A 24045-nucleotide genomic window follows, 5' to 3' on the forward strand; every position below is an offset into this window, starting at 1 on the left:
ATCCGTTGAATTCATTAGATTATTAAATATCACTTGTCCGCTGGCGATGCGTGATGAGGTGTGAGGGTTAATGATGAAGATTAAAGCCACGATTGAACGCATCCCCGGAGGGATGATGCTGGTTCCGCTGGTACTGGGTGCAATTTTAAATACCTTAGCGCCTGATACCGGAGCCTATTTTGGTGGATTCACCAAAGGCATGATTACCGGGACAGTTCCGATTCTGGCGGTATGGTTCTTCTGTATCGGCGCCTCCATTAATTTACGGGCAACGGGCACAGTATTACGTAAATCCGGTACGCTGGTGATTACCAAAATTGCCGTAGCCTGGGTTGTAGCGATGATTTGCGCCATGTTTATCCCGGAAAATGGCATTCAGACTGGCTTCTTCGCGGGCCTCTCCGTGCTGGCGATTGTCTCTGCGATGGACATGACCAACGGCGGCCTGTACGCCAGCCTGATGAATCAGTACGGCACCAAAGAAGAGTCCGGCGCCTTCGTACTGATGTCTCTGGAATCTGGCCCACTGGTCACCATGCTGATCCTCGGCTCTGCCGGTCTGGCCTCCTTTGAACCGCACCACTTTGTCGGCGCCGTCCTGCCGTTCCTGATCGGTTTTGCTCTCGGCAACCTCGACCACGACCTGCGTGACTTCTTCAGCAAAGCGACCCCGGTTCTGATCCCGTTCTTCGGCTTCGCGCTGGGTAACACCATCAACCTGAACGTGATTCTGGATACCGGCCTGCTGGGTATCGTGCTGGGTGTGGCGGTTATCATTATCACCGGTATTCCGCTGATTATTGCCGACCGTGTTATCGGTGGAGGGAATGGTACTGCGGGGGTTGCAGCGTCATCTGCTGCAGGGGCTGCGGTAGCGAACCCGATGATTATCGCCCAGATTAACCCGGCGTTCGAACCGGTTGCCGCTTCCGCCACCGCGCTGGTTGCAGCAAGCGTCATCGTGACGGCGATTCTGGTTCCGATTATTACCGCGCTGTATGCCAGACGTTATGGCAACATCCCGGCCAAAACGCCGGAACAGAGCCCGGTTGAATCACTGCATCACTAATACGTTTACCCTCTCCCCACTGGGGAGAGGGTAAAACCTTCCTCCCCAAACACCTCTTCCACCATCGCTTTTGCCAGCCTTGCCGCCGAACAAAGTCTCGGCATCCCCAGCGCCACATTCTGCCAGCTCTGCGTCACTGACCAGCACACCGGATGCCGGTCGGCATCACACCAGTCCCCCAGCCAGCCGAGCATATCTTTATGGTCGATAATCCCCGGCGTACTGGGCGTGGTCAGCCACTGATGATAAAAATGGCGGGTCGCAGGAGACGCATTGATCCCCTGCGCCAGATAGTTAGCCACCATGCTGCACAAATTATCTTTCAGCATGGCGCTGACATCCGCATTCGCCAGCCGACAGGCGTCACCGAACGCCCCCCAGCGCAGCTCCTCCAGCACTACATAGCCGCGTCCGGCCAGCGACCAGCCGTCATAATGCCCGGCCCGCCAGCGGGTAAAAATCTGTTCGCTATGAACGCCGGCCTGCACCGTTAACCCGCGCTGGGTTAACGCTTTCTCTTTAAACTGCGCGCGTTGGTGGAAATGCGCGGAGAGAACCTCGTACTGATGTACCGCGCCAATGGGCGGTTGATTACGCAGATTAGCCTGCTGGCGCAGCGTGGTGAGGGTCTGGGTCATGCGGGTCAGCGCCAGATGACCGGGATCAACCATGCCCGCCAGCTTCTCTGCCAGCCCGAGCCGCAGCACAGCATTTTCGCTGAACATTCCTCCCATCGCCCACTGGCGAAGCTGAGCCTGCGCCATGATCTCCTGAGTTAAACGTTCACGAAAGTGCTGCTGTTGCGACCCCACAGAGGTGTGACGCTGCGCGTCAGCCCCCTGCACCAGGTCGACCATAAATTTAGGATGGATACATTCCAGCGTCCGCCCGGGACCGTCCAGTAATTGTTTTGTCATGGTTGCTCTGCCGCGAATAGCGTTTGAATATCATCGCGTAACAGTCGGGTATCTTCCTGAATCCACGTCGCAGTGGTAATACATTGCTGCAGCAGCTGGCTGAGCGCGCGCGTGGCATGCTCATTCTGCTGGCGCACCGCGAGGCTATCACGCAAGCTTTCCTGTAACCCTGCAAGGCATAAAGAGAATTCCGCAAAGAATGTCGCCATGCCTGCTGTAACAGAGACATCGACCTGGGCGGCCAAAGCTTTACGGATTTGTTCACAAAAGTGATCAATATGGTGTTTAAGTTTCTCATGAAGCTGTGACACGTCGATAACATACCGCGTCCGCGTCATGACATAGTCTTCCCAACCCCAGTCCGGATTGTTCAGCCAGCGGGAGACCGTCTCGCGTAGCGCGCTGCCAGCTCCCTGAGACTGACCGGCAGGCTCACTCTCCTGGGCGATAGCGTCGTTGAACAGCCCCTGAGTATTGAAGTTAAGCTGGCTGGCCTGAAACGCCGGGAAACTGATCCGCGCCCGGAAACCGGCATGGCTCAACTCCTCTTTAATGCGCGTTTCAATCGGGCGCATGGCGTCATTCAGCGCCCGCGCCAGCGTCGACTCCAGTTGGTCGAAACGCAGCGCCAGCTCACGACCGATTTTTGCCTGCGCATCCAGCATGATCAGCTCGCAGGCGGAGCGGATTTTGCTCAACAGGATCTGCGCCTGGCCTTCATCCTCCAGCACCAGCTGACCGGGCGTCGCTGCGGTATCAGCCCGCTGCTTATGCGGATCAAACCCCGCCAGATCGAGCATATTGTCAGGATTGAAGACATGGGCGATGGCGAGTTTGATTTCGCTCTGCTGGGCGGAAAGAAACAGGTTTGAGGCATTCAGCGCCTGGCTCACCTCATGCCGGACCTCATCGCTCACCGACGCCTGACGGGAGTGCAGCAGCGCCATGTCATCTTCCAGACGGGTAATATTGTTCTGCAACTCGTCGAAGGCCACCGTCAGCCCCTGATAGCGGAAATCCAGGTACTCGCGGGCGTTCTGGGCGTAGTTCAGCAGCTTATGCGACGCGGAGCGCAGCGCGTACAGCGAGGCGTTAGCGTAGGCGGCATAGATCAGCTTGCGGATCGGCTGCTCAAACAGGGAGTCCTCCCACAGCAGATCGGCGGAGTGGCGAACGTGTTCAATATCATCCAGATCGGCGGTGCGCCAGCGGCGGCCCAGTGCAGCTTCGGCGAAGTCCTGCACCCAACGCTGCTCCTGGTGATCGGGCAACTTACCGTGCATCGCTAGTTCGTGACGCGCCCGGTTCGCCAGGTATCCCCACATCGAGGAGACCGGGAAGATCTGGCCCGGAGAGATATGGCCCTTCATCAGGGTGCCGGAGATCATCGCCCGCACCTGCTCTTCATCATCGCTGTTGCGGTCTTTCTGATCGAACTTATTGACCAGGGCGTACAGCGGCACCGATTTGCCGACGGCAGAAATGGCCAGCCGTACTTCGGCATCGGAGATCGACTTCAGTTGGGTATAGTCCATCACCGCCAGTACCGCCGAGGCGCGGGCGAGCTGCTCGGTGAGCATTTTTTGCAGATGTGGCTGCCCGGCCTCGTTCGGCCCGGGGGTATCCAGCAGGGTTAATTGCCCCAGATGCGCATCCAGCCCCGCCAGATGGACAAACTCCACCTCGATAACCGGGATATTCTCGATCGCGGCATAGGCCGGGAAGGGGAAATCGGTGCCCAGCGCCTGAGAAAGCCGCACCAAATCATTCAGGTTTTTTAAACAGTTAAATATTGGCTGCGCACCTAAATAATGTTTTTCAAATGCCTCGCCGGTTTCAATGCGCCCGAGTAGCGCATTCATATCTTTGTCAATTTCCAGCTGCTGCGCCAGCTTGCCCCGATCGTAATTGGCGAGCTTCTTTTGCATTTGCTTTATTAATGTATCGATGGGCGCAACGTGAGAAAAATGCAGCACCGGCTCTTTCTGACCTGGCGTATGACGGATAAGCGTCGGCAACGCGGTCATCGGGCGGTTGCGGTTGGGTAACACTTCGGTGCCCACGATGGCGTTAATGGTGGTGGACTTCCCGGCCTTCATGGTACCCACGATCGCCAGCACCATCTCCAGGCGGGTAATTTTACGCAGCTCATTATTCAGCATCGACTGCTGCGCCTCTAAGCCGCGGGCACTAAAATGCAGCGGTAATACATTGCTGGGTTCGCCGGTAATGGCCGACGTGGCGCTATCCAGCATCGCGGCAGGCATGGCGCTTAACGCCTCAAGATTTTGCAATGAGAGCTGCAGCAGCCTTTCAGCTTCCTGGCTTAATTCAAATATGGTCTGTGTGTGCATAGTAAAAAGCCTTCCCTAACACAAATTTTATATAACCGAATTGTTTTTAAGAATGAAAGATCGGCTTATATGATTACGTGTTGTAAATATGTTCGACGCAATATAATTCACTGATGACAGTAAAAATATATTCTTTCAGCGTATAAGCAGCGGAGCACGCTCCTTCGGTCAGGGAAACCGAAAGATTAAGAGCGTAGCTCAAATTTTAAAAAAATCAGGGAAAATCACCATCAGTTACCCACCAAAAATGAGGGGTAAATCATCCTTTGCAGACCAGGGATGGCTATTAAAGCAAGTAAGTGAAATATCATTAGTGTCTTCACCTTATCTGAAATGACACGGCGTATCAATTTGCCGCAATAAAATATTCTCGCTTTTAATCAGGCGCGTTTCTTTCCCGCGTCTGACCTCCAGCATCGCCTGGATCACTGACAGAGAATGTCATTGAAAAGACTTTTTTTTGCCAAAAGCGAAAAATAATGTCACCGACAACAGTAAGGACATGCGTTATACTTGCCGCCTTTTTCGACAACCTGTCGATTTTTGGCGGGCCTGATTGCCGCCGGTTCGCACTATTTTGAGGAGAACACCCCATGTCAATGCCACACTGTCCAAAATGCAGCTCTGAATATACCTACGAAGATAACGGGATGTTCATTTGCCCTGAATGCGCTCACGAATGGAACAACGCAGAACCAGCGCAAGAGAGCGATGAGCTGATCGTGAAAGATGCCAACGGCAACCTGCTGGCCGATGGCGATAACGTTACCGTTATTAAAGATCTGAAAGTGAAAGGCAGCTCGTCGATGCTGAAGATTGGCACCAAAGTCAAAGGCATCCGCCTGGTTGAAGGCGACCACAATATCGACTGCAAAATTGACGGTTTCGGCCCAATGAAGCTGAAATCCGAGTTCGTGAAAAAGAACTGATTTTTTTTATCCAGGCCCGGCAAGCGAAGCGCCGCCGGGCGCTTTTGCCGGATGCGCTGCGCTTATCCGGCCTACAAATACCGAACTACACTTACTGAGCTTCTCTTTACCTGAGGTAATGATTATGCCATTAAGTCCCTACATCTCGTTCCCCGGTAACTGCGCAGAGGCTACCGCCTTCTATCAGCAGGCCGTCGGCGCAGAACTCCTCTATAAAATCACCTTCGGCGAAATGCCTAAAGACGATAACAGCGACGAAGGCTGTCCGTCCGGCATGTCGTATCCGGATTCCGCCATCGCCCACTCCAACGTGCGCATCGCCGGCAGCGATATCATGATGAGCGACGGCACGTTCGGCACAGAAGCCACCTACGCTGGCTTTACGCTGGTACTCGACACCCAGGACGTGGCAGAAGGCAAGCGCTGGTTCGATAACCTGGCCGCGGGCGGCACCATCGACATGGCCTGGCAGGAGACCTTCTGGGCCCACGGCTTCGGCAAAGTAGCCGATAAATACGGCGTTCCCTGGATGATCAACGTCGTTAAACAGCAATGATCCCGACGGCGGGCCCCCGCGCCCGCCTGTCATCGCTTTCACGTCAACTCTTCAAACTCCCGCAACCAACACTTAACCCAAATGTCACATTGATCCGCCAGCATGAGGCCACATTTGAATCGAGGCCTCACCCATGCAAACTGTCATCCTCGTCGAGAAACTGAGCAAGACCTTCCATCACAACAAGGCCCTGCATGCCGTTGATCTGACCGTCCAGCAGGGCGAAATGGTAGCGCTGCTGGGGCCCTCCGGTTCAGGTAAATCCACCCTTCTGCGCCACTTAAGCGGCCTTATCACCTGCGATAAAACCTCTGAAAGCCACGTAGAGCTGCTGGGCAACACCGTGCAGCGCGCGGGCCGTCTGGCGAGTGATATCCGCAAAAGCCGCGCGCAGACCGGCTACATCTTCCAGCAGTTCAACCTGGTGAACCGTCTGACGGTGCTGGAGAACGTGCTGATCGGCGCGCTCGGCAGCACCCCGTTCTGGCGCACCTGCCTGCGCTGGTTCGCACCTGAGCAGAAGCAGGAAGCGCTACAGGCCCTGACCCGCGTCGGGATGGCCCATTTCGCCCACCAGCGTGTCTCCACCCTGTCCGGTGGACAGCAGCAGCGTGTGGCGATTGCCCGGGCGCTGATGCAGAAAGCCAAAATCATTCTCGCCGATGAGCCGATTGCCTCGCTGGACCCGGAATCGGCCCGCATCGTGATGGAAACCCTGCGCGACATTAACCAGAAGGACGGCATCACCATCGTGGTGACGCTGCATCAGGTGGACTACGCCCTGCGCTACTGCGAGCGCATCGTCGCCCTGCGTCAGGGGCACGTGTTCTTTGATGGTGCCAGCCATCAGTTTGATAACGACCGTTTTGACCATCTCTACCGCAGCATCAATCGCGTCGAAGAGAACGCGCAAGCTGCATAACTAAACCCGATCCGAGGAAAGTCCATGAGCTACAAAGCCGTTGCCGCGCTGGCCTTTACCAGCATGTTCAGCATCAGCACCCTGTTAAGCCCGGCGTACGCCCAGGAGCAGGAAAAAGCGCTGAACTTTGGCATCATTTCGACGGAATCACAGCAGAACCTGAAGCCGCAGTGGGAACCTTTCCTGAAAGAGATGGAGAGCAAACTGGGGATCAAAGTAAACGCCTTCTTCGCCCCGGACTACGCGGGCATCATCCAGGGGATGCGCTTTAACAAAGTCGATATCGCCTGGTACGGCAACCTCTCGGCGATGGAAGCGGTGGACCGCGCTAACGGTCAGGTCTTTGCCCAGACGGTGGCCGCAGACGGCTCCCCGGGTTACTGGAGCGTGCTGATCGTCAACAAAGACAGCCCGATCAACAACCTCAACGACATGCTCGCCAAACGTAAAGAGCTGACCTTTGGCAACGGCGACCCGAACTCCACCTCCGGCTTCCTGGTCCCGGGCTATTACGTCTTCGCCAAAAACAACGTCTCCACCAACGAATTCAAACGCACGGTCAACGCCGGGCATGAAACCAACGCCCTCGCCGTCGCCAACAAGCAGGTGGATGTGGCCACCAACAACACCGAAAACCTCGACAAGCTGAAGACTTCCGCCCCGGACAAGCTGAAAGAACTGAAGGTGATCTGGAAGTCGCCGCTGATCCCGGGCGACCCGATTGTATGGCGTAAAAACCTCTCCGAAAGCACCAAGGACAAGGTGTACGACTTCTTTATGAACTACGGCAAAACCGCGGAAGAGAAGACCGTGCTGGAACGTCTGGGCTGGGCGCCGTTCCGCGCCTCCAGCGACCTGCAGCTGGTACCGATTCGCCAGCTGGCGCTGTTCAAACAGATCCAGGGCGTGAAGGAGAACAAGGGTCTGAAGGAGGAAGAGAAGAGCAGCAAGATGTCTGAAATTCAGGCGCAGCTGGACGATCTCGACCGCCTGACCGCCGCGCTGGGTGCGATGAGCAGCGTGAATAAAGCGGTGCAGTAAGGCTTCTACCCCTCACCCTAACCCTCTCCCCATAGGGGAGAGGGGACTGCCCGGAGCGGTCTTTTCCCCCTCTCCCCATAGGGGAGAGGGTCGGGGTGAGGGGACATAAACCAACGGAGTTATCATGCAAACCATCACTCTCCCACCGCCCAAACGCAGCTGGTTCTCGCTGATCGGCTGGGCCGTCCTGCTGGCGGTGCTCGTTGTCTCCTGGAAGGGCGCGGAAATGGCCCCGCTCACGCTGATTCAGGATTCCGGCAATATGGCGACCTTCGCCGCCGACTTCTTCCCGCCGGACTTCAGCCAGTGGCAGGACTACCTCGGTGAAATGGCCATCACCCTGCAAATCGCCGTCTGGGGCACCGCCCTCGCCGTGGTGCTCTCCATTCCGTTTGGCCTGATGAGCGCCGACAACATCGTGCCCTGGTGGATCTACCAGCCGGTGCGCCGCCTGATGGACGCCTGCCGCGCCATCAACGAAATGGTCTTTGCGATGCTGTTCGTGGTGGCCGTCGGTCTCGGGCCGTTCGCCGGGGTAATGGCGCTGTTCATCCACACCACCGGGGTGCTCTCCAAACTGCTTTCAGAAGCGGTGGAAGCCATCGAGCCCGGCCCGGTGGAAGGCATTCGCGCTACCGGGGCCAACAAGCTGGAAGAGATCCTCTACGGCGTCCTGCCCCAGGTGATGCCGCTGCTCATCTCCTACTCCCTGTACCGCTTTGAATCCAACGTCCGCTCCGCGACCGTCGTCGGTATGGTCGGCGCGGGCGGGATTGGCGTCACCCTGTGGGAAGCGATTCGTGGTTTCCAGTTCCAGCAAACCTGCGCCCTGATGGTACTCATCATCGTGACGGTCAGCCTGCTGGACTTCCTCTCTCAACGTTTGCGTAAGCACTTCATCTGAGAAGCGAGGCTTTGATTTGTATGCACTTATCCAGACATCCGACCAGTTACCCCACCCGCTGGCAAGAGATTGCCGCGAAGCTCGAAGTGGAGCTGCGCACCCACTACCGCTGCGGGGACTACCTGCCCGCCGAGCAACAGCTCGCCGACCGCTATGAAGTGAACCGCCACACCCTGCGCCGCGCCATTGACCAGCTTGTCGAGCGCGGCTGGGTGCAGCGCCGTCAGGGAGTTGGCGTGCTGGTCCTGATGCGTCCGTTCGACTACCCGCTCAATGCCCAGGCGCGTTTCAGCCAGAACCTGCTGGATCAGGGCAGCCACCCCACCAGCGAAAAACTGCTCTCGGTGCTGCGCCCGGCCTCCAGCCACGTCGCCGACGCGCTGGGGATTTCGGAGGGCGATAACGTCGTCCACCTGCGTACCCTGCGCCGGGTCAACGGCGTGGCGGTGTGTCAGATCGACCACTACTTCGCTGACCTGGCCCTCTGGCCAGTGCTGCAAAACTTCGCCAGCGGCTCGCTGCACGACTTCCTGTTCGAAGCCACCGGGATTGCGCTCAAGCGCACCCAGACCCGCATCAGCGCCCGCCGCGCGCAGGCCAAAGAGAGCAAGGTGCTGGAAATTCCCAACATGGCGCCCCTGCTCTGCGTGCGCACCCTCAACCACCGTGACGGCGAGATTAACGCGACGGAGTACTCCGTCAGCCTGACTCGCGCCGACATGATTGAATTCACCATGGAGCACTGAATGCATTTCGATACCTCCACCCGTCAGCACTGGATGGCCGTGCTGGCCCACAGCCAGCCTGCGGCGCTTGCCACGAGGATGTCGGCGCTGAGCCTGACGCCCGCTTATGAGCGCATTCGCGCCCCGGAAACCGGCCTGGTGCAGATCCAGGCGCGGATGGGCGGCACCGGGGCACGCTACTTTGCCGGGGATGCCACCCTGACCCGCACCGTGGTGCGCCTGGCCAGCGGCACGCTCGGCTACAGCTACCTGCTCGGGCGCAATAAAACCCATGCCGAGCAGTGCGCGGTGATCGATGCCCTGCTGCAGGAAGCGCCGCACTTTCAGACCTTAATGGAAACCCTCATTGCCCCACTGGAAGCCGACCGTGCCGCACGCCTTGCCGCCCGTCAGGCCGAAATCAACACCAGCCGGGTCGACTTCTTTACGCTCGTTCGCGGAGACAACGCATGACCCTTCAACCCGCTTTTACCCTTGCCGTGCAGGATGCCCAACACAGTTTTCGCCGTCTGCTGAAAGCGATGAGCGAACCGGGGGTGATCGTCTCCCTGCATCAGCTGAAACACGGCTGGCAGCCGCTGAACCTCGCCACCACCAGCGTGCTGCTGACTCTGGCCGATAACGACACCCCGGTCTGGCTGTCGGGCGCCGTCGGCAACGATATCGTCAGCAGCAACCTGCGTTTTCATACCAGCGCCCCGCTGGTGGATCAGCCCCAGCTGGCGGTGTTCGCCGTCGCCGACGAACAGATCAGCCACCAGCAGCTAAACGCCCTGAGCGAAGGCAGCGCCGTGGCACCGGAAACCAGCGCCACCCTGATTTTGCAGGTGCCGAGCCTGAGCGGCGGACGCATGCTGCGCCTGACCGGGGCCGGGATTGCCGAGGAACGCATGGTCGCTCCACAGCTGCCGGAGTGCATTATTCATGAGCTGACCGAGCGCCCGCACCCGTTCCCGTTGGGGATCGACCTGCTCCTGACCTGCGGCGAACGCCTGCTGGCGATCCCGCGAACCACCCACGTGGAGGTGTGCTGATGTACGTTGCCGTCAAAGGGGGCGAGAAGGCGATCGCCGCCGCCCACGCCCTGCAGGAGCACAGACGCCGGGGCGATGAGCAGCTCCCCGAGCTGAGCGTCGCCCAGATCGAACAGCAGCTCAACCTCGCCGTGGACCGGGTGATGACCGAAGGCGGCATTGCCGACCGCGAGCTGGCGGCGCTGGCGCTGAAGCAGGCCAGCGGCGATAACGTCGAGGCCATTTTCCTGCTGCGCGCGTACCGCACCACCCTGGCGAAGCTGGCGGTGAGCGAGCCGATCAACACCGCGGAGATGCGCCTCGAGCGCCGTATTTCGGCCGTTTATAAAGACATCCCCGGCGGCCAGCTGCTCGGCCCGACCTACGACTACACCCACCGCCTGCTCGATTTCACCCTGCTGGCGAACGGCGAAAATCCGCCTCTGAAAACCTCAGACGCCCCGCAGGATGCGGCTCCGCACGTCTTTAGCCTGTTGGCCAACCAGGGGCTGGCGAAGGCGGAAGAGGATAATGGCAGCGAGCCGGACGACATCACCCGCACCCCGCCGGTTTATCCCTGCTCCCGCGCCTCGCGCCTGCAACAGCTGATGCGCGGCGACGAGGGCTACCTGCTGGCGCTGGCCTACTCCACCCAGCGCGGCTACGGGCGCAACCACCCCTTTGCCGGAGAGATCCGCAGCGGCCATGTTGATATTGAAATTGTGCCGGAAGAGCTGGGTTTTGCGGTGAACGTCGGCGAACTGCTGATGACTGAGTGCGAAATGGTTAACGGCTTTGTTACCCCGGATAACGACGCCCCGCACTTCACCCGCGGCTACGGGCTGGTGTTCGGCATGGGCGAGCGCAAGGCGATGGCGATGGCGCTGGTCGACCGGGCGCTACAGGCCCCGGACTACGACGAAAACCTCGCTGGCCCGGCGCAGGATGAGGAGTTCGTGCTGGCCCACGCGGATAACGTTGAGGCCGCCGGGTTTGTCTCGCACCTCAAGCTGCCGCACTACGTCGATTTCCAGGCCGAACTGGAACTGCTGAAACGTCTGCAACAGGAGCGCGATAATGGCTAACCTCAGCGGCTACAACTTTGCTTATCTGGATGAGCAGACCAAACGCATGATCCGCCGCGCCATCCTCAAAGCGGTGGCCATCCCCGGCTATCAGGTGCCGTTCGGCGGCCGGGAGATGCCGATGCCCTACGGCTGGGGCACCGGCGGGATCCAGATCACCGCCAGCGTGATTGGCGAAGCGGACGTCCTGAAGGTGATTGACCAGGGGGCCGACGACACCACCAATGCGGTGTCGATCCGCCAGTTCTTCCAGCGCGTCACCGGGGTCAACACCACCGAGCGCACCGAAGACGCCACGCTGATCCAGACCCGCCACCGCATCCCGGAAACCCCGCTCACTGAAGATCAGATTTTGATTTTCCAGGTGCCGATCCCGGAGCCGCTGCGCTTTATCGAGCCGCGGGAAACCGAAACCCGCACCATGCACGCCCTGGAAGAGTACGGCGTGATGCAGGTGAAGCTGTACGAAGACATCGCCCGCTTCGGCCATATCGCCACCACCTACGCCTACCCGGTGAAGGTCAACGGTCGCTACGTGATGGACCCGTCGCCGATCCCGAAATTCGATAACCCGAAGATGGACATGATGCCAGCCCTGCAGCTGTTCGGCGCCGGGCGCGAGAAGCGCATCTACGCCGTGCCGCCGTACACCCGCGTCGAGAGTCTCGACTTCGACGACCACCCGTTCAGGGTCCAGGAGTGGGACGAGCCCTGCGCCATTTGCGGATCGCAACACAGCTATCTCGATGAAGTGGTGCTGGATGACACCGGCAAGCGGATGTTTGTCTGCTCCGATACCGATTTTTGCCGCCAACAGAGCGAGGCCAACAGCCAATGAAACCGCTGCTTTCGGTCAATAACCTGACCCACCTCTATGCGCCGGGCAAAGGCTTCAGCGACGTGTCTTTCGACCTCTGGCCGGGGGAAGTGCTGGGGATTGTCGGCGAGTCCGGCTCCGGCAAAACCACCCTGCTAAAGGCGATCTCCGCCCGTCTGGCCCCGCAAAACGGTGAAATTTTATATGAAGATCACTCCCTGTACGGCATGAGCGAGGCCGAACGCCGCCGCCTGCTGCGCACCGAGTGGGGCGTGGTGCATCAGCACCCGATGGACGGCCTGCGCCGCCAGGTCTCGGCGGGGGGGAACATCGGCGAACGGCTGATGGCTACCGGCGCGCGGCATTACGGCGAGATCCGCGCCACCGCCCAGAAGTGGCTGATCGATGTGGAAATTCCGGCCTCGCGCATCGACGACCTGCCGACCACGTTCTCCGGCGGAATGCAGCAGCGTTTACAGATCGCCCGCAACCTGGTCACCCATCCGAAGCTGGTGTTTATGGACGAACCCACCGGCGGGCTGGATGTGTCGGTGCAGGCGCGGCTGCTGGACTTGCTCCGCGGTCTGGTGGTGGAGCTAAACCTGGCGGTGGTGATTGTCACCCACGATCTGGGCGTCGCCCGCCTGCTGGCAGACCGTCTGCTGGTGATGAAGAGTGGCGAGGTGGTGGAAAGTGGGCTGACCGACCGGGTGCTCGACGATCCGCACCATCCGTACACCCAACTGCTGGTGTCATCCGTTTTGCAGAATTGAGGTTGCTGTTGCCGGGTGGCGGCTTCGCCTTACCCGGCCTACGGACCGCGCTCTTTGTAGGCCGGGTAAGCGAAGCGCCACCCGGCATCCCGAACCACGAGGCCAACATGATCCGCGTCGAAAACGTCAGTAAAACCTTTGTGCTCCACCAACAAAACGGCGTGCGCCTGCCGGTGCTGCAAAATGCCTCCCTTGAGGTCAACAACGGCGAATGCGTGGTGCTGCACGGCCACTCCGGCAGCGGCAAATCGACCCTGCTGCGCTCTTTGTACGCCAACTACCTGCCGGACGAAGGCCATATCCATATCCGTCACGGCGACGAATGGGTGGATCTGGTACAGGCCCCGGCACGCAAGGTGCGGGACGTCCGCCGCACCACCATCGGCTGGGTCAGCCAGTTTTTACGCGTCATCCCCCGCGTGCCGACGCTGGAGGTGGTGATGCAGCCCCTGCTGGATCTCGGCGTGCCGCGCGACATCTGCGCCGCCAAAGCCGCCAGCCTGCTGACGCGCCTCAACGTGCCGGAGCGCCTGTGGCATCTCGCCCCCTCCACCTTCTCCGGCGGAGAGCAGCAGCGGGTGAACATCGCCCGCGGCTTTATCGTCGATTACCCAATTTTACTGCTCGATGAACCCACCGCCTCGCTGGATGGCAAAAACGGTACGGCGGTTATTGAACTGATCGAAGAGGCCAAAGCGCGCGGCGCAGCGATCGTCGGGATCTTCCACGACGACGCGGTGCGGGATCGCGTGGCGGATCGTCTGCACCCGATGGGGATCACCGCATGATCGTAAACAACGTAAAACTGGTGCTGGAAAACGAAGTCATTAACGGCTCCATCGAGGTTCAGGACGGCGTCATTCGTGCCTTTGCCGAAACCCCGAGCCGCTCACCCGAGGCAATGGACGGCGAAGGCGGCTGGCTGCTGCCAGGGCTTATCGAGCTACACACCGACAACATGGACAAGTTCTTCACTCCACGCCCGAAAGTCGACTGGCCCGCCCATTCGGCGATGAGCAGCCACGACGGAATGATGGTCGCCAGCGGCATCACCACCGTGCTGGACGCGGTGGCGATCGGCGACGTACGCGACGGCGGCGACCGGCTGGAGAATCTGGAGAAGATGATCAACGCCGTGGAGGAGACGCAGAAGCGCGGCCTCAACCGCGCCGAGCACCGCCTGCACCTGCGCTGCGAGCTGCCCCATCACACCACCCTGCCGCTGTTCGAAAAGCTGGCGGGCCGCGAGCCGGTGACTCTGGTGTCGCTGATGGATCACTCCCCGGGCCAGCGTCAGTTCGCCAATATTGAAAAGTACCGTGAATATTATCAGGGCAAATACTCCCTTACCGACCAGCAGATGGCGCGCTACGAAGAGGAGCAGTTGGCCCTGGCGGCACGCTGGTCGCAGCCCAATCGTCAGGCCATCGCGGCAATGTGCCGGGAGCGCAATATCGCCCTCGCCAGCCATGATGACGCTACAGCGGATCATGTGCTCGAATCCCGGCAGCTTGGCAGCACGATCGCCGAATTTCCCACCACCTTTGAAGCGGCAGAAGCCTCCCGCCAGCACGGCATGAACGTCCTGATGGGGGCACCAAATATCGTGCGCGGCGGATCGCACTCCGGCAACGTAGCGGCCAGCTCGCTGGCCTCGCTCGGGCTGCTGGATATTCTCTCGTCCGATTACTACCCGGCCAGCCTGCTGGATGCGGCGTTCCGGGTGGCCGACGACGAGGGCAACGCTTTTACCCTGCCGCAGGCGATCCGTCTGGTGACGAAGAACCCGGCGCAGGCGCTGAACCTGCACGACCGCGGGGTGATTGGCGAAGGCAAGCGGGCGGACCTGGTGCTGGCGCACCGCAAAGGCGAGCATATTCATATCGACCACGTCTGGCGTCAGGGAAAACGGGTGTTCTGATGGGAAGAGTGATCTGGTTAATGGGGCCTTCGGGCTCCGGAAAGGACAGCCTGCTGGAGGCATTACGCCAGCATACCCACCCGCTGCTGCTGGTGGCGCACCGCTACATCACCCGCCCCGCCACTGCCGGGAATGAAAATCACATTGCCCTCAGCGAGCCCGAGTTTTTTACCCGCGCCGGACAGCAACTGTTTGCCCTGAGCTGGCACGCTAACGGCTATTATTATGGGGTGGGTCTGGAGATCGACCTCTGGCTGCACGCCGGGTTCGACGTGGTGGTGAACGGCTCGCGGGCCCATCTGCCCCAGGCGCAGGCGCGCTATGCGGCAGCGTTACTGCCGATCTGCCTGCAGGTATCGCCAGAGATCCTGCGTAGCCGACTGCAAAGCCGTGGCCGGGAGAACGCCCGGGAGATCGACCAGCGGCTGGAGCGCGCCGCCCGCTATACGCCTTCCCACTGTCCTGTCCTGAATAACGACGGAAGTTTGCTCCAGTCCGTCGAGCGCTTCCTCTCACTGATTCACCAGAAGGAGAAAAACCATGCCTGAGTGTGAGTTGCGTCCCGCCACGGCGGAGGACGTTGACGCGGTATACGGCCTGATTTGCGAACTTAAGCAGGCCGAGCTGGACCGATCGGCTTTTCACGCCGGTTTTGCGGCCAATCTGCTGGATCACAATATGCGTTACCAGCTGGCCGAACAGGATGGACACATTGTCGGCATGATCGGCCTGCATATGCAGTTTCATCTGCATCATGCCAACTGGATCGGCGAAATCCAGGAGCTGGTGGTGATGCCGCAGGCGCGCGGGCTGAAGGTGGGCAGCCAGCTGTTAGCCTGGGCCGAGGCGTTCGCGCGTCAGGCCGGGGCAGAGATGACCGAGCTCTCCACCAGCGTAAAGCGCCTCGACGCGCACCGCTTTTATCGTCGGGAAGGGTACACACAGAGCCATTTTCGCTTCACCAAACCGCTGTAAGGGGGCGCTATGAGTCTGACCATTACGTTAACAGGAACCGGTGGCGCCCAGCTGGTGCCCGCTTTTGGCTGTGACTGTCCGGCCTGCCGTCGGGCGCGTTTGCAGGACGCCTGGCGCCGTCGCCCCTGTAGCGCGGTGGTCAAATTCAACGACGCGGTGACGCTGCTGGACGCGGGGATCCCGCACCTGATGGACGACTGGCCCGCAGGCAGCTTTCAGCAGTTTTTACTCACCCACTACCATATGGATCATGTCCAGGGGCTGTTCCCGCTGCGCTGGGGCGTGGGGGCGACCATCCCGGTGTACGGCCCGCCGGATGAAGTCGGCTGCGACGATCTGTTTAAGCATCCCGGTATTCTCGACTTTAGCCACACCCTGGAGCCCTTTGTGGTGTTTGAACTGCAGGGTTTACGCGTGACGCCGCTGCCGCTCAACCATTCGAAGCTGACGTTTGGCTATCTGCTGGAGAGCGCCCATAGCCGGGTGGCCTGGCTGTCGGACACCGCCGGGCTGCCGGACAAAACGGTGAAGTTTTTACTCAACAACCACCCGCAGGCGATGGTGATTGACTGCAGCCACGAGCCGCGCACGGAGACGCCGCGCAACCATTGCGATCTGAATACGGTGATCGCCCTGAATGAGGTGATTGGCTGCCCGCAGGTGATCCTGACCCATATCAGCCATCAGTTTGACGTGTGGATGATGGACAACCCGCTGCCGGAAGGATTCGAGGCGGGGTATGACGGAATGGTATTGGTGCTGGACTGAGGCATCGCATCGCCGGGTGGCGGCTACGCCTTACCCGGCCTACGGTTCGCGGCCATTTGTAGGCCCGTGCAAGCGAAGCGCCGCCGGGCGTTACCGCCGATCGTAATCATCTTCTAAGCGCCGCTCGTCATCTTCCAGCCGACGCCGGTCTTCATCCAACTGGCGCTGGCGGTCATCCAGCTGGCGGCGCCGGTCCTCAAGCTGCCTGCGCCGATCGTCATACTGACGGCTGTCGCTGCTGCGACGGCTATCTTCGTAACGATCGTCGTCGGAATTGCGATTATTGCTGTTGGGGTTGTAGGCGTCGTTAATCGCCTGCTGAATATTGCCGATCGCATCGTCAACGATGTCGGCATGCGCCAGTTGGCTGGTTAAAGAGAGCAGACCAAATAACAGAGCGGTAGAGGTACGTTTCATAAAGCCAGTCTCGCAGGGTGAGCTGGCTTTACGGTAATAAACAGCGGGTAAAGCGAGTAGCGGAGGATTCTCAAATGTTGACCGCTTTCTCCAGCGCCTGCGCCAGCTGCCCGCGGGTGAATGGCTTACGCAACAGCTCCACTTCCGGCAGTTGCGGGTTGTGCGCCGGGCGCAGATCCTGGCCGCTCATCAGCAGTACCGGGAGATGCGGGAAATGCTGGCGCACATGCTGGATCACTTCCGCGCCGCTCAGGTTGCCGGGCAGCATTAAATCACTGATAAACATCTCAATATCCGCAGAGGCGTTCAGCATCTCCAGCGCCTGCTCGCCGGTTTCGGCCTCCAGGGTCAGGTAACCCAGCTGGTGGAGCTGCTCGCACAGCGTCTGCCGGACGTCGGTCTGGTCGTCCAGTACCAGCACCAGCCGGTCGCCTGGCGGCGAAGTTAAGGTTGCACCGGCTTCCGGGGAGGGGACCGCCTGTAAGGTGGCGCGCGGCAAATGCAGCCGGACGGTAGTGCCCTGTCCGGGGGCGCTTTCGATCTCCACCCGACCGCCGGACTGGCGCACGAAGCCGTAGACCATCGACAGCCCCAGCCCGCTGCCGCTGCCGGTCTGTTTGGTGGTGAAGAAGGGTTCAAAGACCTGGGATTTGATCGCCTGCGACATCCCGGCGCCGTGGTCGATCACCTCCAGCGCCACCATGTCCTGCTTACGTCCGTCGCTGCGGGTCACGCGCTGGTTCCAGGTGCGTATTTTGATGGTCCCGCTGTGTCCTTCCATCGCATCGCGGGCGTTCATCACCAGGTTGATGAGGGCGTTTTCCAGTTGGCCAACGTCAATCCACGCCGGCCACGCCGGGGTCTGCGCTTCGATATCCAGCGCCACCGTGGCGGGCAGAGAGTGGCGCATCAGCTCGGCGAGGTTTTCCAGCAGGGGCTTCATCTCCACCGCGTGCGGGTTCAGGGACTGCTTGCGGGAGAAGGCCAGCAGGCGCTGGGTCAACAGCGCCCCGCGCTCGGCGGCCTTCAGCGCGCGGCTGATGCGCGGGGCATCAGGCGACTGGGGATCGGCCAGCTCCAGGCTACCGATGATCACCGCCAGCAGGTTATTGAAATCATGCGCCAGCCCGCCCGTCAGCTGGCCGACCGCCTTCATCTTCTGGCTGTGCAGCAGCGCCTCCTCCAGCCCCTGGCGTTCAAGACGATCCACCTCCATCTGCGAGGTCTTCTCCTTCAGCAACCGGGTGGTGTGCTCCAGCGAAGCGGTATTACGGGCAAAGACGTTAAATGCCCGGGCCAGCTCCCCCAGCTCATCCCGACGTTGCAGCGCAGGCACCGAGACATCCTGCTCGCCGTGGGCCAGCCGAGACATCGCCCGGGAGATGGCGGTCAGATTGGTGCCCAGATTGCGGTAGATATACCAGCAGGCAAAGGCGGTGATGATCAGCGCCAGCACGGCAAACAGGGTGATAAAGATGCTGATGGAGCGCAGCTCCTGATGGCTCTCGGCGGTACGCAGCTGCGAGGCCTGCGCCACCTGCTCTACGTAGCGGTTGATATCGCTGTTCAGGATCGCCACCAGCGCCTTGATGTGGAACATATACCAGTTGATCGACAGATCGCTCTGTTCCAGCTGCCCGGAGAGCGGGCCGAGCTTGTTGAGTTCGGCGTTAAAATCGGGCAGGACGAAGCTCACCACCGGCTGCGCGGCCTGACGGGGTAACATCGCCGTCACCGTATCCAGCTGCTGAATAGTGGCGCGCGGCGAGGGGGTTTCGATGGCGGCGGCGATCAGCCGGTCCATCTCGCTGAGCTGCCGGGCGTCGGGCAGGTTGCTGGCATTGCGGCGGTTGATCTCCTGCAGATGGCGGAGATAGCTCTGGCTCTGGTAGAGGGAGCTGAGCAGCGCGTTACGCTCCAGGTGGCGTCGCTGCCCGCGCTCCAGCATGCCGGTCACGCTTTGCTGAAGCTCGTTGCTGCGCTGGATGATCCGCGCCACCAGCGCCGGCTCCTGCTGCGCCAGCGGTGCGTCGGCAAGCTGCTCCAGCGCGCGGCCCAGCGCCGTCTGGGTCTGTTTCAGCCGGTTGGCTTCGTCTTTATACTCCAGGGCCCCCACCACCTGCGACAGCCGCACCGCCGCCGTCGCCACGTTGGCGGTTTCCCGCGCCAGATTCATGCTGCCGGTCATGTCGTCCAGGGTCTGGCGCTGCACCTGCTCCTGGATGTTACTGGCATGGCGAAAGCCCAGCACCGCCACGCCGCTGACCATTAACGTCACCGCCACCACCAGCAGATTGAAGATCAGCAGGCGGCCACGGGCGCTGGCGAAGAAGGGGGGACGGCGTGAGGGCATTTATGTCAGCTCCTGTGCGGTGTGATGCCCTCACCCTGGCCCTCTCCCACAGGGAGAGGGAAAAAAGCGGGGAATTGTGACGGCGGTTAACTATTCATAACTATGACAAATATGAACGACTTCTGACATTTTGCATTTACCGGGGTGTGATGAAGTGCGGATATCGACCCTCACAGGAGATCCGCCATGAGCAGAACCCCGGTTTTAGAGATGCGCAACATTGCCAAAACCTTTGGCAACTTCCACGCGCTGAAGGGTGTGGATCTGACGGTCTTCCCCGGCGAAATCCACGCTTTAATGGGCGAAAACGGCGCCGGAAAAAGCACCCTGATGAAAATTCTCGCCGGGGCCTACACCGCCACCGGCGGTGAGATCCTGATTGACGGCAAGCCGTTTCACATCAAAGGCCCGAAAGACGCCCTGGCGGCAGGCATCACCCTTATCTATCAGGAGATGCAGCTCGCCCCCAACCTCACCGTAGCCGAGAACATTTTCCTCGGCAGCGAGCTGTCGCGCGGCGGGCTGGTGCAGCGCAAAACGATGGCCGCCCAGGCCCAGGCGGTGATCGATCGCCTCGGCGCCCACTTCAAAGCCACCGACCTGGTGATGAAGCTGACCATCGCCGAGCAGCAGCAGGTGGAGATCGCCCGGGCGCTGCACCGCAACAGCCGCATCCTGGTGATGGATGAACCCACCGCCGCCCTCTCCTCGCGGGAAACCCACCGTCTGTTCGAGCTCATATTGCGCCTGCGCGACGAAGGGATGGCGATTATCTATATCAGCCACCGCATGGCTGAGGTGTATGAGTTATCCGATCGGGTCAGCGTGCTGCGTGACGGCCAGTATGTCGGCAGCCTGACCCGCGACAAGCTCAACGCCTCGGAGCTGGTGCGGATGATGGTCGGGCGGCCACTGAGCGATCTGTTCAACAAAGAGCGCGATATTCCTCTCGGCAGCCCGCGTCTCAACGTCCACCACCTGACCGACGGCGGCAAAGTGCAGCCCTGCAGCCTGCTGGTGCGTTCCGGCGAAATCGTCGGCCTCGCCGGGCTGGTAGGCGCTGGTCGCTCTGAACTGGCGCAGCTGATTTTCGGCGTGCGCAAGGCGACGGGCGGGATGATTGAGGTGGATGGCGAGCCGGTGGTGATCCACTCCCCCCGCGCCGCCATCGATCATGGGATCGGCTTTTTAACCGAGAACCGCAAGGAGCAGGGGCTGTTTCTCGAGCTGGCGGCGCAGGAGAACATCACCATGGCGACCCTGGAGCGCGACGCCACCTTCGGCTGGCTGAACCGTAAAAAAGCCCAGTCGATCTCCGATGACGCCATCGCCCTGCTCAATATTCGCGTGCCGCACTCCCAGGTGCGGGCGGGCGGGCTCTCGGGCGGTAACCAGCAGAAGCTGCTCATCTCCCGCTGGGTGGCGATTGGCCCGCGCATTCTGATCCTCGACGAGCCGACCCGCGGCGTGGACGTGGGGGCCAAAAGCGAGATCTACCGGATCATGAACCAGATGGCGCGCAAAGGGGTGGCGATCCTGATGATCTCCAGCGAACTGCCGGAAGTGGTCGGCATGAGCGATCGCGTGTACGTCATGCGCGAAGGGAGCATCGCCGGGGAGCTCCATCGGGCCGATATCACACAAGAAAACATCATGACGCTGGCGACCGGCGTTAACGACTCTCACCATCGGGCGGTATAACCATGACGCAACCTAACACTCCGCAACAGGTGGCCAAAGCGGCCTCCGCCAAAAAAATGCTGATGGGCGATCTGATGCAAACCATCGGCATCCTGCCGATATTGATCCTGATTGTCGCGGTATTTGGCTTTATCGCGCCAAACTTTTTCACCGAGAGCAACCTGCTGAACATCACTCGTCAGGCGTCGATCAACATCGTGCTGGCGGCGGGGATGACCTTCATTATTTTGACTGGCGGCATCGACCTGTCGGTGGGCTCGATTCTGGGCACCACCGCGGTGGCGGCGATGGTGGTCTCGCTGATGCCGGAGCTGTCGATGCTCTCAGTACCGGCGGCGCTGATGCTCGGGATGGTGCTGGGGCTGTTCAACGGCGCGCTGGTGGCCTTTGCCGGACTGCCGCCCTTTATCGTCACCCTCGGCACCTATACGGCGCTGCGCGGGGCGGCCTATCTGCTGGCCGACGGCACCACGGTGATCAACTCCAGCATCAGCTTTGAGTGGATCGGCAATAACTATCTCGGACCGGTGCCGTGGCTGGTGGTCATTGCTCTGGCGGTGATCGCCGTCTGCTGGTTTATCCTGCGCCGCACCACCCTCGGGGTACATATCTACGCGGTGGGCGGCAACATGCAGGCCGCGCGCTTAACGGGTATCAAGGTCTGGATGGTGCTGCTGTTTGTCTACGGCATGAGCGGCCTGCTCTCGGGTCTCGGCGGGGTGATGAGCGCATCCAGGCTTTACAGTGCCAACGGCAACTTAGGCACCGGCTATGAGCTGGACGCTATCGCGGCGGTGATCCTCGGTGGCACCAGCTTCGTCGGCGGGATCGGTACCATCACCGGCACGCTGGTGGGGGCGCTGATTATCGCCACCCTCAACAACGGCATGACGCTGATGGGGGTCTCCTATTTCTGGCAACTGGTGATCAAAGGGGCGGTGATCATCATTGCGGTTCTGATCGATAAGTACCGTACCCGACACCATCAAAGTGCATAACAACAATACCCTACGTGAGGATTACAGCATGAGATTAAAGCCATTAGTTACCGCGCTCTGTGCTGGCGCACTGCTCGCAGCAGCCCCGTTTGCCCAGGCCAAAGATCTGAAGTCCATCGGCGTGACGGTGGGCGACCTGGCTAACCCGTTCTTTGTCCAGATCACCAAAGGGGCCGAGCTGGAAGCGCGCAAACTGGCGGGCGATAACGTGAAAGTGACCCTGGTCTCCAGCGGCTACGATCTCGGCCAGCAGGTTTCTCAGATTGATAACTTTATCGCCGCGAAGGTCGATATGATCATCCTCAACGCCGCCGATTCGAAAGGGATCGGCCCGGCGGTGAAACGCGCGAAAGACGCCGGGATTGTGGTGGTGGCGGTTGACGTGGCGGCAGAGGGTGCCGATGCGACCATCACCTCCAACAACACCCAGGCCGGTGAGATGGCCTGTAAGCTGATCACCGACCGCCTGAAAGGCAAAGGCAACGTGGTGATCATCAACGGACCACCGGTCTCTGCGGTGCAAAACCGGGTCGAAGGCTGCAAGGCTGAGTTTAAAAAACATCCGGATATCAAAGTGCTTTCCGATAACCAGAACGCCAAAGGCAGCCGTGACGGCGGACTGGAGGTGATGACCTCCCTGCTGGCCGCCAATCCGAAGATCGACGGCGTATTCGCCATCAACGATCCAACGGCGATCGGTGCCGATCTGGCAGCAAAACAGGCGCAACGTAACGAGTTCTTTATCGTCGGCGTTGATGGCTCGCCGGATGCCGAAGAGGCGCTGAAGCGCGAAAACTCCCTGTTTGTTGCTACCCCGGCGCAGGACCCGCAGGTGATGGCGGCGAAAGCGGTGGAGATCGGCTATGACATTCTGCAGGGCAAACCGGCGCCGAAAGAGCCGGTGCTGATCCCGGTGACGCTGATCGACAAGAGCAACATCGGCAATTACAAGGGCTGGACGGTTAAGTAAGCCTTGTGCGGCCTGATCCCCTCACCCCGGCCCTCTCCCCAAAGGGGAGAGGGTGTTCAGATTCCCTCTCCCCTATGGGGAGAGGGTTAGGGTGAGGGGGTTTTGCACACCATTCAAGGAGTCATTATGAAACGCTCCGAAATCAACGAGATCCTCGGCCACACGCGACAGTTTTTCTCGATGCACGATGTGCATCTGCCCCCCTTTGCCAGCTTTCCTCCCACCCGCTGGCAGCAACTTAACCCTGATGCCTGGCAGGAAGTGTTCGACCTGCGGCTTGGCTGGGACGTGACCGCGTTCGGCGGCGACAACTTTGCGGCGCAGGGCTTAACTCTCTTTGCCCTGCGCAACGGCTCTCCCGGCGGCAAGCCATGGGCCAAATGCTACGCCGAGAAGATCATGCACGTGCGTGAGGGCCAGGTGACCCCCCTGCACTTTCACTGGCGCAAACGCGAGGACATCATCAACCGCGGCGGCGGGAATCTGATCGTCGAGCTGTGGAACACTGATGAAAATGAGCAGAAAGAGGATGGCGATATCAGCGTCGCCATCGACGGATGCCTGCAGACCCACGTGGCGGGCAGCCATATTCGCCTCGCCCCGGGGGAGAGCATCTGCCTGCCGCCCGGTCTGTACCACAGTTTCTGGGGTGAGAAGGGCTTTGGTGATGTGCTGGTGGGTGAAGTCTCCTCTGTAAATGATGACGAGACGGATAACCACTTCCTGCAGCCCACCGCCCGCTATAACAACATCGACGAAGACGAACCGGCCGTGCTGGTCCTGTGCAATGAGTACAGCCTGTTTCGTCAGTAAGGA

Annotated in this window: 25 protein-coding genes; 21 read left to right on the plus strand and 4 right to left on the minus strand. The window is 60.2% G+C overall.

The annotated features are described in order from the left end of the window. The first annotated feature begins 73 nt into the window (after window positions 1-73). Complete coding sequence (kdgT, locus tag LG383_RS17290) at window positions 74-1069, plus strand: 2-keto-3-deoxygluconate transporter (protein WP_106994126.1); 996 nt, start codon at window positions 74-76, stop codon at window positions 1067-1069. A gap of 5 nt (window positions 1070-1074) precedes the next feature. Here the strand turns inward: kdgT and LG383_RS17295 are convergent, their stop codons facing one another. Both LG383_RS17295 and crfC read right to left on the minus strand, forming a co-directional pair. Continuing rightward, complete coding sequence (locus LG383_RS17295) at window positions 1075-1986, minus strand: diguanylate cyclase regulator RdcB family protein (protein WP_106993989.1); 912 nt, start codon at window positions 1984-1986, stop codon at window positions 1075-1077. Continuing rightward, the gene (gene crfC / locus LG383_RS17300; protein ID WP_225759772.1) at window positions 1983-4340 is read right to left on the minus strand and encodes a clamp-binding protein CrfC; all 2358 of its coding nucleotides are present in this window, start codon (window positions 4338-4340) and stop codon (window positions 1983-1985) included. The genes LG383_RS17295 and crfC overlap by 4 nt, the downstream gene beginning before the upstream one ends. Before the next feature lie 593 nt (window positions 4341-4933). Between crfC and LG383_RS17305 the strand changes: the two genes are divergently transcribed. From LG383_RS17305 to phnP, 16 genes are all read left to right on the plus strand, one after another. Then, on the plus strand, window positions 4934-5269 hold the full coding sequence (locus tag LG383_RS17305; RefSeq protein ID WP_225759773.1) for a zinc ribbon domain-containing protein YjdM: 336 nt from the start codon (window positions 4934-4936) through the stop codon (window positions 5267-5269). 124 nt (window positions 5270-5393) lie between these two features. Continuing rightward, window positions 5394-5825, plus strand: coding sequence for a VOC family metalloprotein YjdN (yjdN, locus tag LG383_RS17310; protein WP_225759774.1), 432 nt, complete (start codon window positions 5394-5396; stop codon window positions 5823-5825). A gap of 133 nt (window positions 5826-5958) precedes the next feature. After that, window positions 5959-6747, plus strand: a complete 789-nt coding sequence (gene phnC, locus LG383_RS17315; RefSeq protein WP_225759775.1) for a phosphonate ABC transporter ATP-binding protein — start codon at window positions 5959-5961, stop codon at window positions 6745-6747. A 24-nt stretch (window positions 6748-6771) separates the two neighbouring features. Beyond that, a complete protein-coding gene (gene phnD / locus LG383_RS17320; protein ID WP_225759776.1) occupies window positions 6772-7788 on the plus strand; it encodes a phosphonate ABC transporter substrate-binding protein in 1017 nt (338 codons plus the stop codon). A gap of 124 nt (window positions 7789-7912) precedes the next feature. Then, entirely contained in the window at window positions 7913-8692 is a 780-nt protein-coding gene (gene phnE / locus LG383_RS17325; protein ID WP_166181337.1) for a phosphonate ABC transporter, permease protein PhnE, read from the plus strand. Window positions 8693-8712: 20 nt separating this feature from the next. After that, entirely contained in the window at window positions 8713-9438 is a 726-nt protein-coding gene (gene phnF / locus LG383_RS17330; protein WP_225759777.1) for a phosphonate metabolism transcriptional regulator PhnF, read from the plus strand. Then, window positions 9439-9891 carry a phosphonate C-P lyase system protein PhnG gene (gene phnG / locus LG383_RS17335; protein ID WP_225759778.1) on the plus strand — a complete coding sequence of 151 codons (453 nt, stop codon included), beginning with the start codon at window positions 9439-9441 and terminating at the stop codon, window positions 9889-9891. Then, window positions 9888-10472, plus strand: coding sequence for a phosphonate C-P lyase system protein PhnH (phnH, locus tag LG383_RS17340; protein WP_166181334.1), 585 nt, complete (start codon window positions 9888-9890; stop codon window positions 10470-10472). Before phnG ends, phnH begins: the two co-directional genes overlap by 4 nt. Continuing rightward, window positions 10472-11536, plus strand: a complete 1065-nt coding sequence (locus LG383_RS17345; RefSeq protein WP_225759779.1) for a carbon-phosphorus lyase complex subunit PhnI — start codon at window positions 10472-10474, stop codon at window positions 11534-11536. The genes phnH and LG383_RS17345 overlap by 1 nt, the downstream gene beginning before the upstream one ends. Continuing rightward, window positions 11529-12374 (plus strand): alpha-D-ribose 1-methylphosphonate 5-phosphate C-P-lyase PhnJ, encoded by an 846-nt coding sequence (phnJ, locus tag LG383_RS17350; RefSeq protein ID WP_106993978.1) that lies wholly within the window; start codon window positions 11529-11531, stop codon window positions 12372-12374. The genes LG383_RS17345 and phnJ overlap by 8 nt, the downstream gene beginning before the upstream one ends. Next, window positions 12371-13126 (plus strand): phosphonate C-P lyase system protein PhnK, encoded by a 756-nt coding sequence (phnK, locus tag LG383_RS17355; protein WP_225759780.1) that lies wholly within the window; start codon window positions 12371-12373, stop codon window positions 13124-13126. Before phnJ ends, phnK begins: the two co-directional genes overlap by 4 nt. Window positions 13127-13233: 107 nt before the next feature. Next, window positions 13234-13914 carry a phosphonate C-P lyase system protein PhnL gene (phnL, locus tag LG383_RS17360; protein WP_225759781.1) on the plus strand — a complete coding sequence of 227 codons (681 nt, stop codon included), beginning with the start codon at window positions 13234-13236 and terminating at the stop codon, window positions 13912-13914. Next, window positions 13911-15047: an alpha-D-ribose 1-methylphosphonate 5-triphosphate diphosphatase gene (gene phnM / locus LG383_RS17365; protein ID WP_225759782.1), complete on the plus strand. Its 1137-nt coding sequence runs from the start codon at window positions 13911-13913 to the stop codon at window positions 15045-15047. Before phnL ends, phnM begins: the two co-directional genes overlap by 4 nt. Further along, window positions 15044-15595, plus strand: coding sequence for a ribose 1,5-bisphosphokinase (gene phnN / locus LG383_RS17370; RefSeq protein WP_225760160.1), 552 nt, complete (start codon window positions 15044-15046; stop codon window positions 15593-15595). The genes phnM and phnN overlap by 4 nt, the downstream gene beginning before the upstream one ends. Next, window positions 15588-16022 carry an aminoalkylphosphonate N-acetyltransferase gene (gene phnO / locus LG383_RS17375; RefSeq protein WP_225759783.1) on the plus strand — a complete coding sequence of 145 codons (435 nt, stop codon included), beginning with the start codon at window positions 15588-15590 and terminating at the stop codon, window positions 16020-16022. Before phnN ends, phnO begins: the two co-directional genes overlap by 8 nt. 9 nt (window positions 16023-16031) lie before the next feature. Next, window positions 16032-16790 (plus strand): phosphonate metabolism protein PhnP, encoded by a 759-nt coding sequence (gene phnP / locus LG383_RS17380; protein ID WP_225759784.1) that lies wholly within the window; start codon window positions 16032-16034, stop codon window positions 16788-16790. A 90-nt stretch (window positions 16791-16880) separates the two neighbouring features. On the opposite strand, the gene yjdP is transcribed toward phnP, so the two are convergent. Together yjdP and LG383_RS17390 are read right to left on the minus strand one after the other, a co-directional pair. Then, complete coding sequence (yjdP, locus tag LG383_RS17385) at window positions 16881-17207, minus strand: DDRRRQL repeat protein YjdP (protein WP_166181326.1); 327 nt, start codon at window positions 17205-17207, stop codon at window positions 16881-16883. A 70-nt stretch (window positions 17208-17277) separates the two neighbouring features. Continuing rightward, the gene (locus LG383_RS17390) at window positions 17278-19560 is read right to left on the minus strand and encodes a hybrid sensor histidine kinase/response regulator (protein ID WP_225759785.1); all 2283 of its coding nucleotides are present in this window, start codon (window positions 19558-19560) and stop codon (window positions 17278-17280) included. 186 nt (window positions 19561-19746) lie between these two features. Between LG383_RS17390 and LG383_RS17395 the strand changes: the two genes are divergently transcribed. From LG383_RS17395 to LG383_RS17410, 4 genes are all read left to right on the plus strand, one after another. After that, window positions 19747-21261 (plus strand): sugar ABC transporter ATP-binding protein, encoded by a 1515-nt coding sequence (locus tag LG383_RS17395; RefSeq protein WP_166181324.1) that lies wholly within the window; start codon window positions 19747-19749, stop codon window positions 21259-21261. 2 nt (window positions 21262-21263) lie between these two features. Beyond that, window positions 21264-22259, plus strand: coding sequence for a ribose ABC transporter permease (locus LG383_RS17400; protein WP_106993966.1), 996 nt, complete (start codon window positions 21264-21266; stop codon window positions 22257-22259). Between the two features lie 28 nt (window positions 22260-22287). Then, window positions 22288-23229, plus strand: a complete 942-nt coding sequence (locus tag LG383_RS17405) for an ABC transporter substrate-binding protein (RefSeq protein ID WP_225759786.1) — start codon at window positions 22288-22290, stop codon at window positions 23227-23229. A 126-nt stretch (window positions 23230-23355) separates the two neighbouring features. Further along, window positions 23356-24042 carry a D-lyxose/D-mannose family sugar isomerase gene (locus LG383_RS17410; protein WP_225759787.1) on the plus strand — a complete coding sequence of 229 codons (687 nt, stop codon included), beginning with the start codon at window positions 23356-23358 and terminating at the stop codon, window positions 24040-24042. Window positions 24043-24045 lie beyond the last annotated feature (3 nt).

Source organism: Leclercia sp. Marseille-Q4284, from assembly GCF_916618945.1.
Taxonomy (GTDB): Bacteria; Pseudomonadota; Gammaproteobacteria; order Enterobacterales; family Enterobacteriaceae; genus Enterobacter; species Enterobacter tamurae.

Coding starts and splice junctions, on each gene's coding strand:
- kdgT (WP_106994126.1), top strand. CDS start 74: ATGAAGATTAAAGCCACGATTGAACGCATCCCCGGAGGGATGATGCTG.
- LG383_RS17295 (WP_106993989.1), bottom strand. CDS start 1,986: ATGACAAAACAATTACTGGACGGTCCCGGGCGGACGCTGGAATGTATC.
- crfC (WP_225759772.1), bottom strand. CDS start 4,340: ATGCACACACAGACCATATTTGAATTAAGCCAGGAAGCTGAAAGGCTG.
- LG383_RS17305 (WP_225759773.1), top strand. CDS start 4,934: ATGTCAATGCCACACTGTCCAAAATGCAGCTCTGAATATACCTACGAA.
- yjdN (WP_225759774.1), top strand. CDS start 5,394: ATGCCATTAAGTCCCTACATCTCGTTCCCCGGTAACTGCGCAGAGGCT.
- phnC (WP_225759775.1), top strand. CDS start 5,959: ATGCAAACTGTCATCCTCGTCGAGAAACTGAGCAAGACCTTCCATCAC.
- phnD (WP_225759776.1), top strand. CDS start 6,772: ATGAGCTACAAAGCCGTTGCCGCGCTGGCCTTTACCAGCATGTTCAGC.
- phnE (WP_166181337.1), top strand. CDS start 7,913: ATGCAAACCATCACTCTCCCACCGCCCAAACGCAGCTGGTTCTCGCTG.
- phnF (WP_225759777.1), top strand. CDS start 8,713: ATGCACTTATCCAGACATCCGACCAGTTACCCCACCCGCTGGCAAGAG.
- phnG (WP_225759778.1), top strand. CDS start 9,439: ATGCATTTCGATACCTCCACCCGTCAGCACTGGATGGCCGTGCTGGCC.
- phnH (WP_166181334.1), top strand. CDS start 9,888: ATGACCCTTCAACCCGCTTTTACCCTTGCCGTGCAGGATGCCCAACAC.
- LG383_RS17345 (WP_225759779.1), top strand. CDS start 10,472: ATGTACGTTGCCGTCAAAGGGGGCGAGAAGGCGATCGCCGCCGCCCAC.
- phnJ (WP_106993978.1), top strand. CDS start 11,529: ATGGCTAACCTCAGCGGCTACAACTTTGCTTATCTGGATGAGCAGACC.
- phnK (WP_225759780.1), top strand. CDS start 12,371: ATGAAACCGCTGCTTTCGGTCAATAACCTGACCCACCTCTATGCGCCG.
- phnL (WP_225759781.1), top strand. CDS start 13,234: ATGATCCGCGTCGAAAACGTCAGTAAAACCTTTGTGCTCCACCAACAA.
- phnM (WP_225759782.1), top strand. CDS start 13,911: ATGATCGTAAACAACGTAAAACTGGTGCTGGAAAACGAAGTCATTAAC.
- phnO (WP_225759783.1), top strand. CDS start 15,588: ATGCCTGAGTGTGAGTTGCGTCCCGCCACGGCGGAGGACGTTGACGCG.
- phnP (WP_225759784.1), top strand. CDS start 16,032: ATGAGTCTGACCATTACGTTAACAGGAACCGGTGGCGCCCAGCTGGTG.
- yjdP (WP_166181326.1), bottom strand. CDS start 17,207: ATGAAACGTACCTCTACCGCTCTGTTATTTGGTCTGCTCTCTTTAACC.
- LG383_RS17390 (WP_225759785.1), bottom strand. CDS start 19,560: ATGCCCTCACGCCGTCCCCCCTTCTTCGCCAGCGCCCGTGGCCGCCTG.
- LG383_RS17395 (WP_166181324.1), top strand. CDS start 19,747: ATGAGCAGAACCCCGGTTTTAGAGATGCGCAACATTGCCAAAACCTTT.
- LG383_RS17400 (WP_106993966.1), top strand. CDS start 21,264: ATGACGCAACCTAACACTCCGCAACAGGTGGCCAAAGCGGCCTCCGCC.
- LG383_RS17405 (WP_225759786.1), top strand. CDS start 22,288: ATGAGATTAAAGCCATTAGTTACCGCGCTCTGTGCTGGCGCACTGCTC.
- LG383_RS17410 (WP_225759787.1), top strand. CDS start 23,356: ATGAAACGCTCCGAAATCAACGAGATCCTCGGCCACACGCGACAGTTT.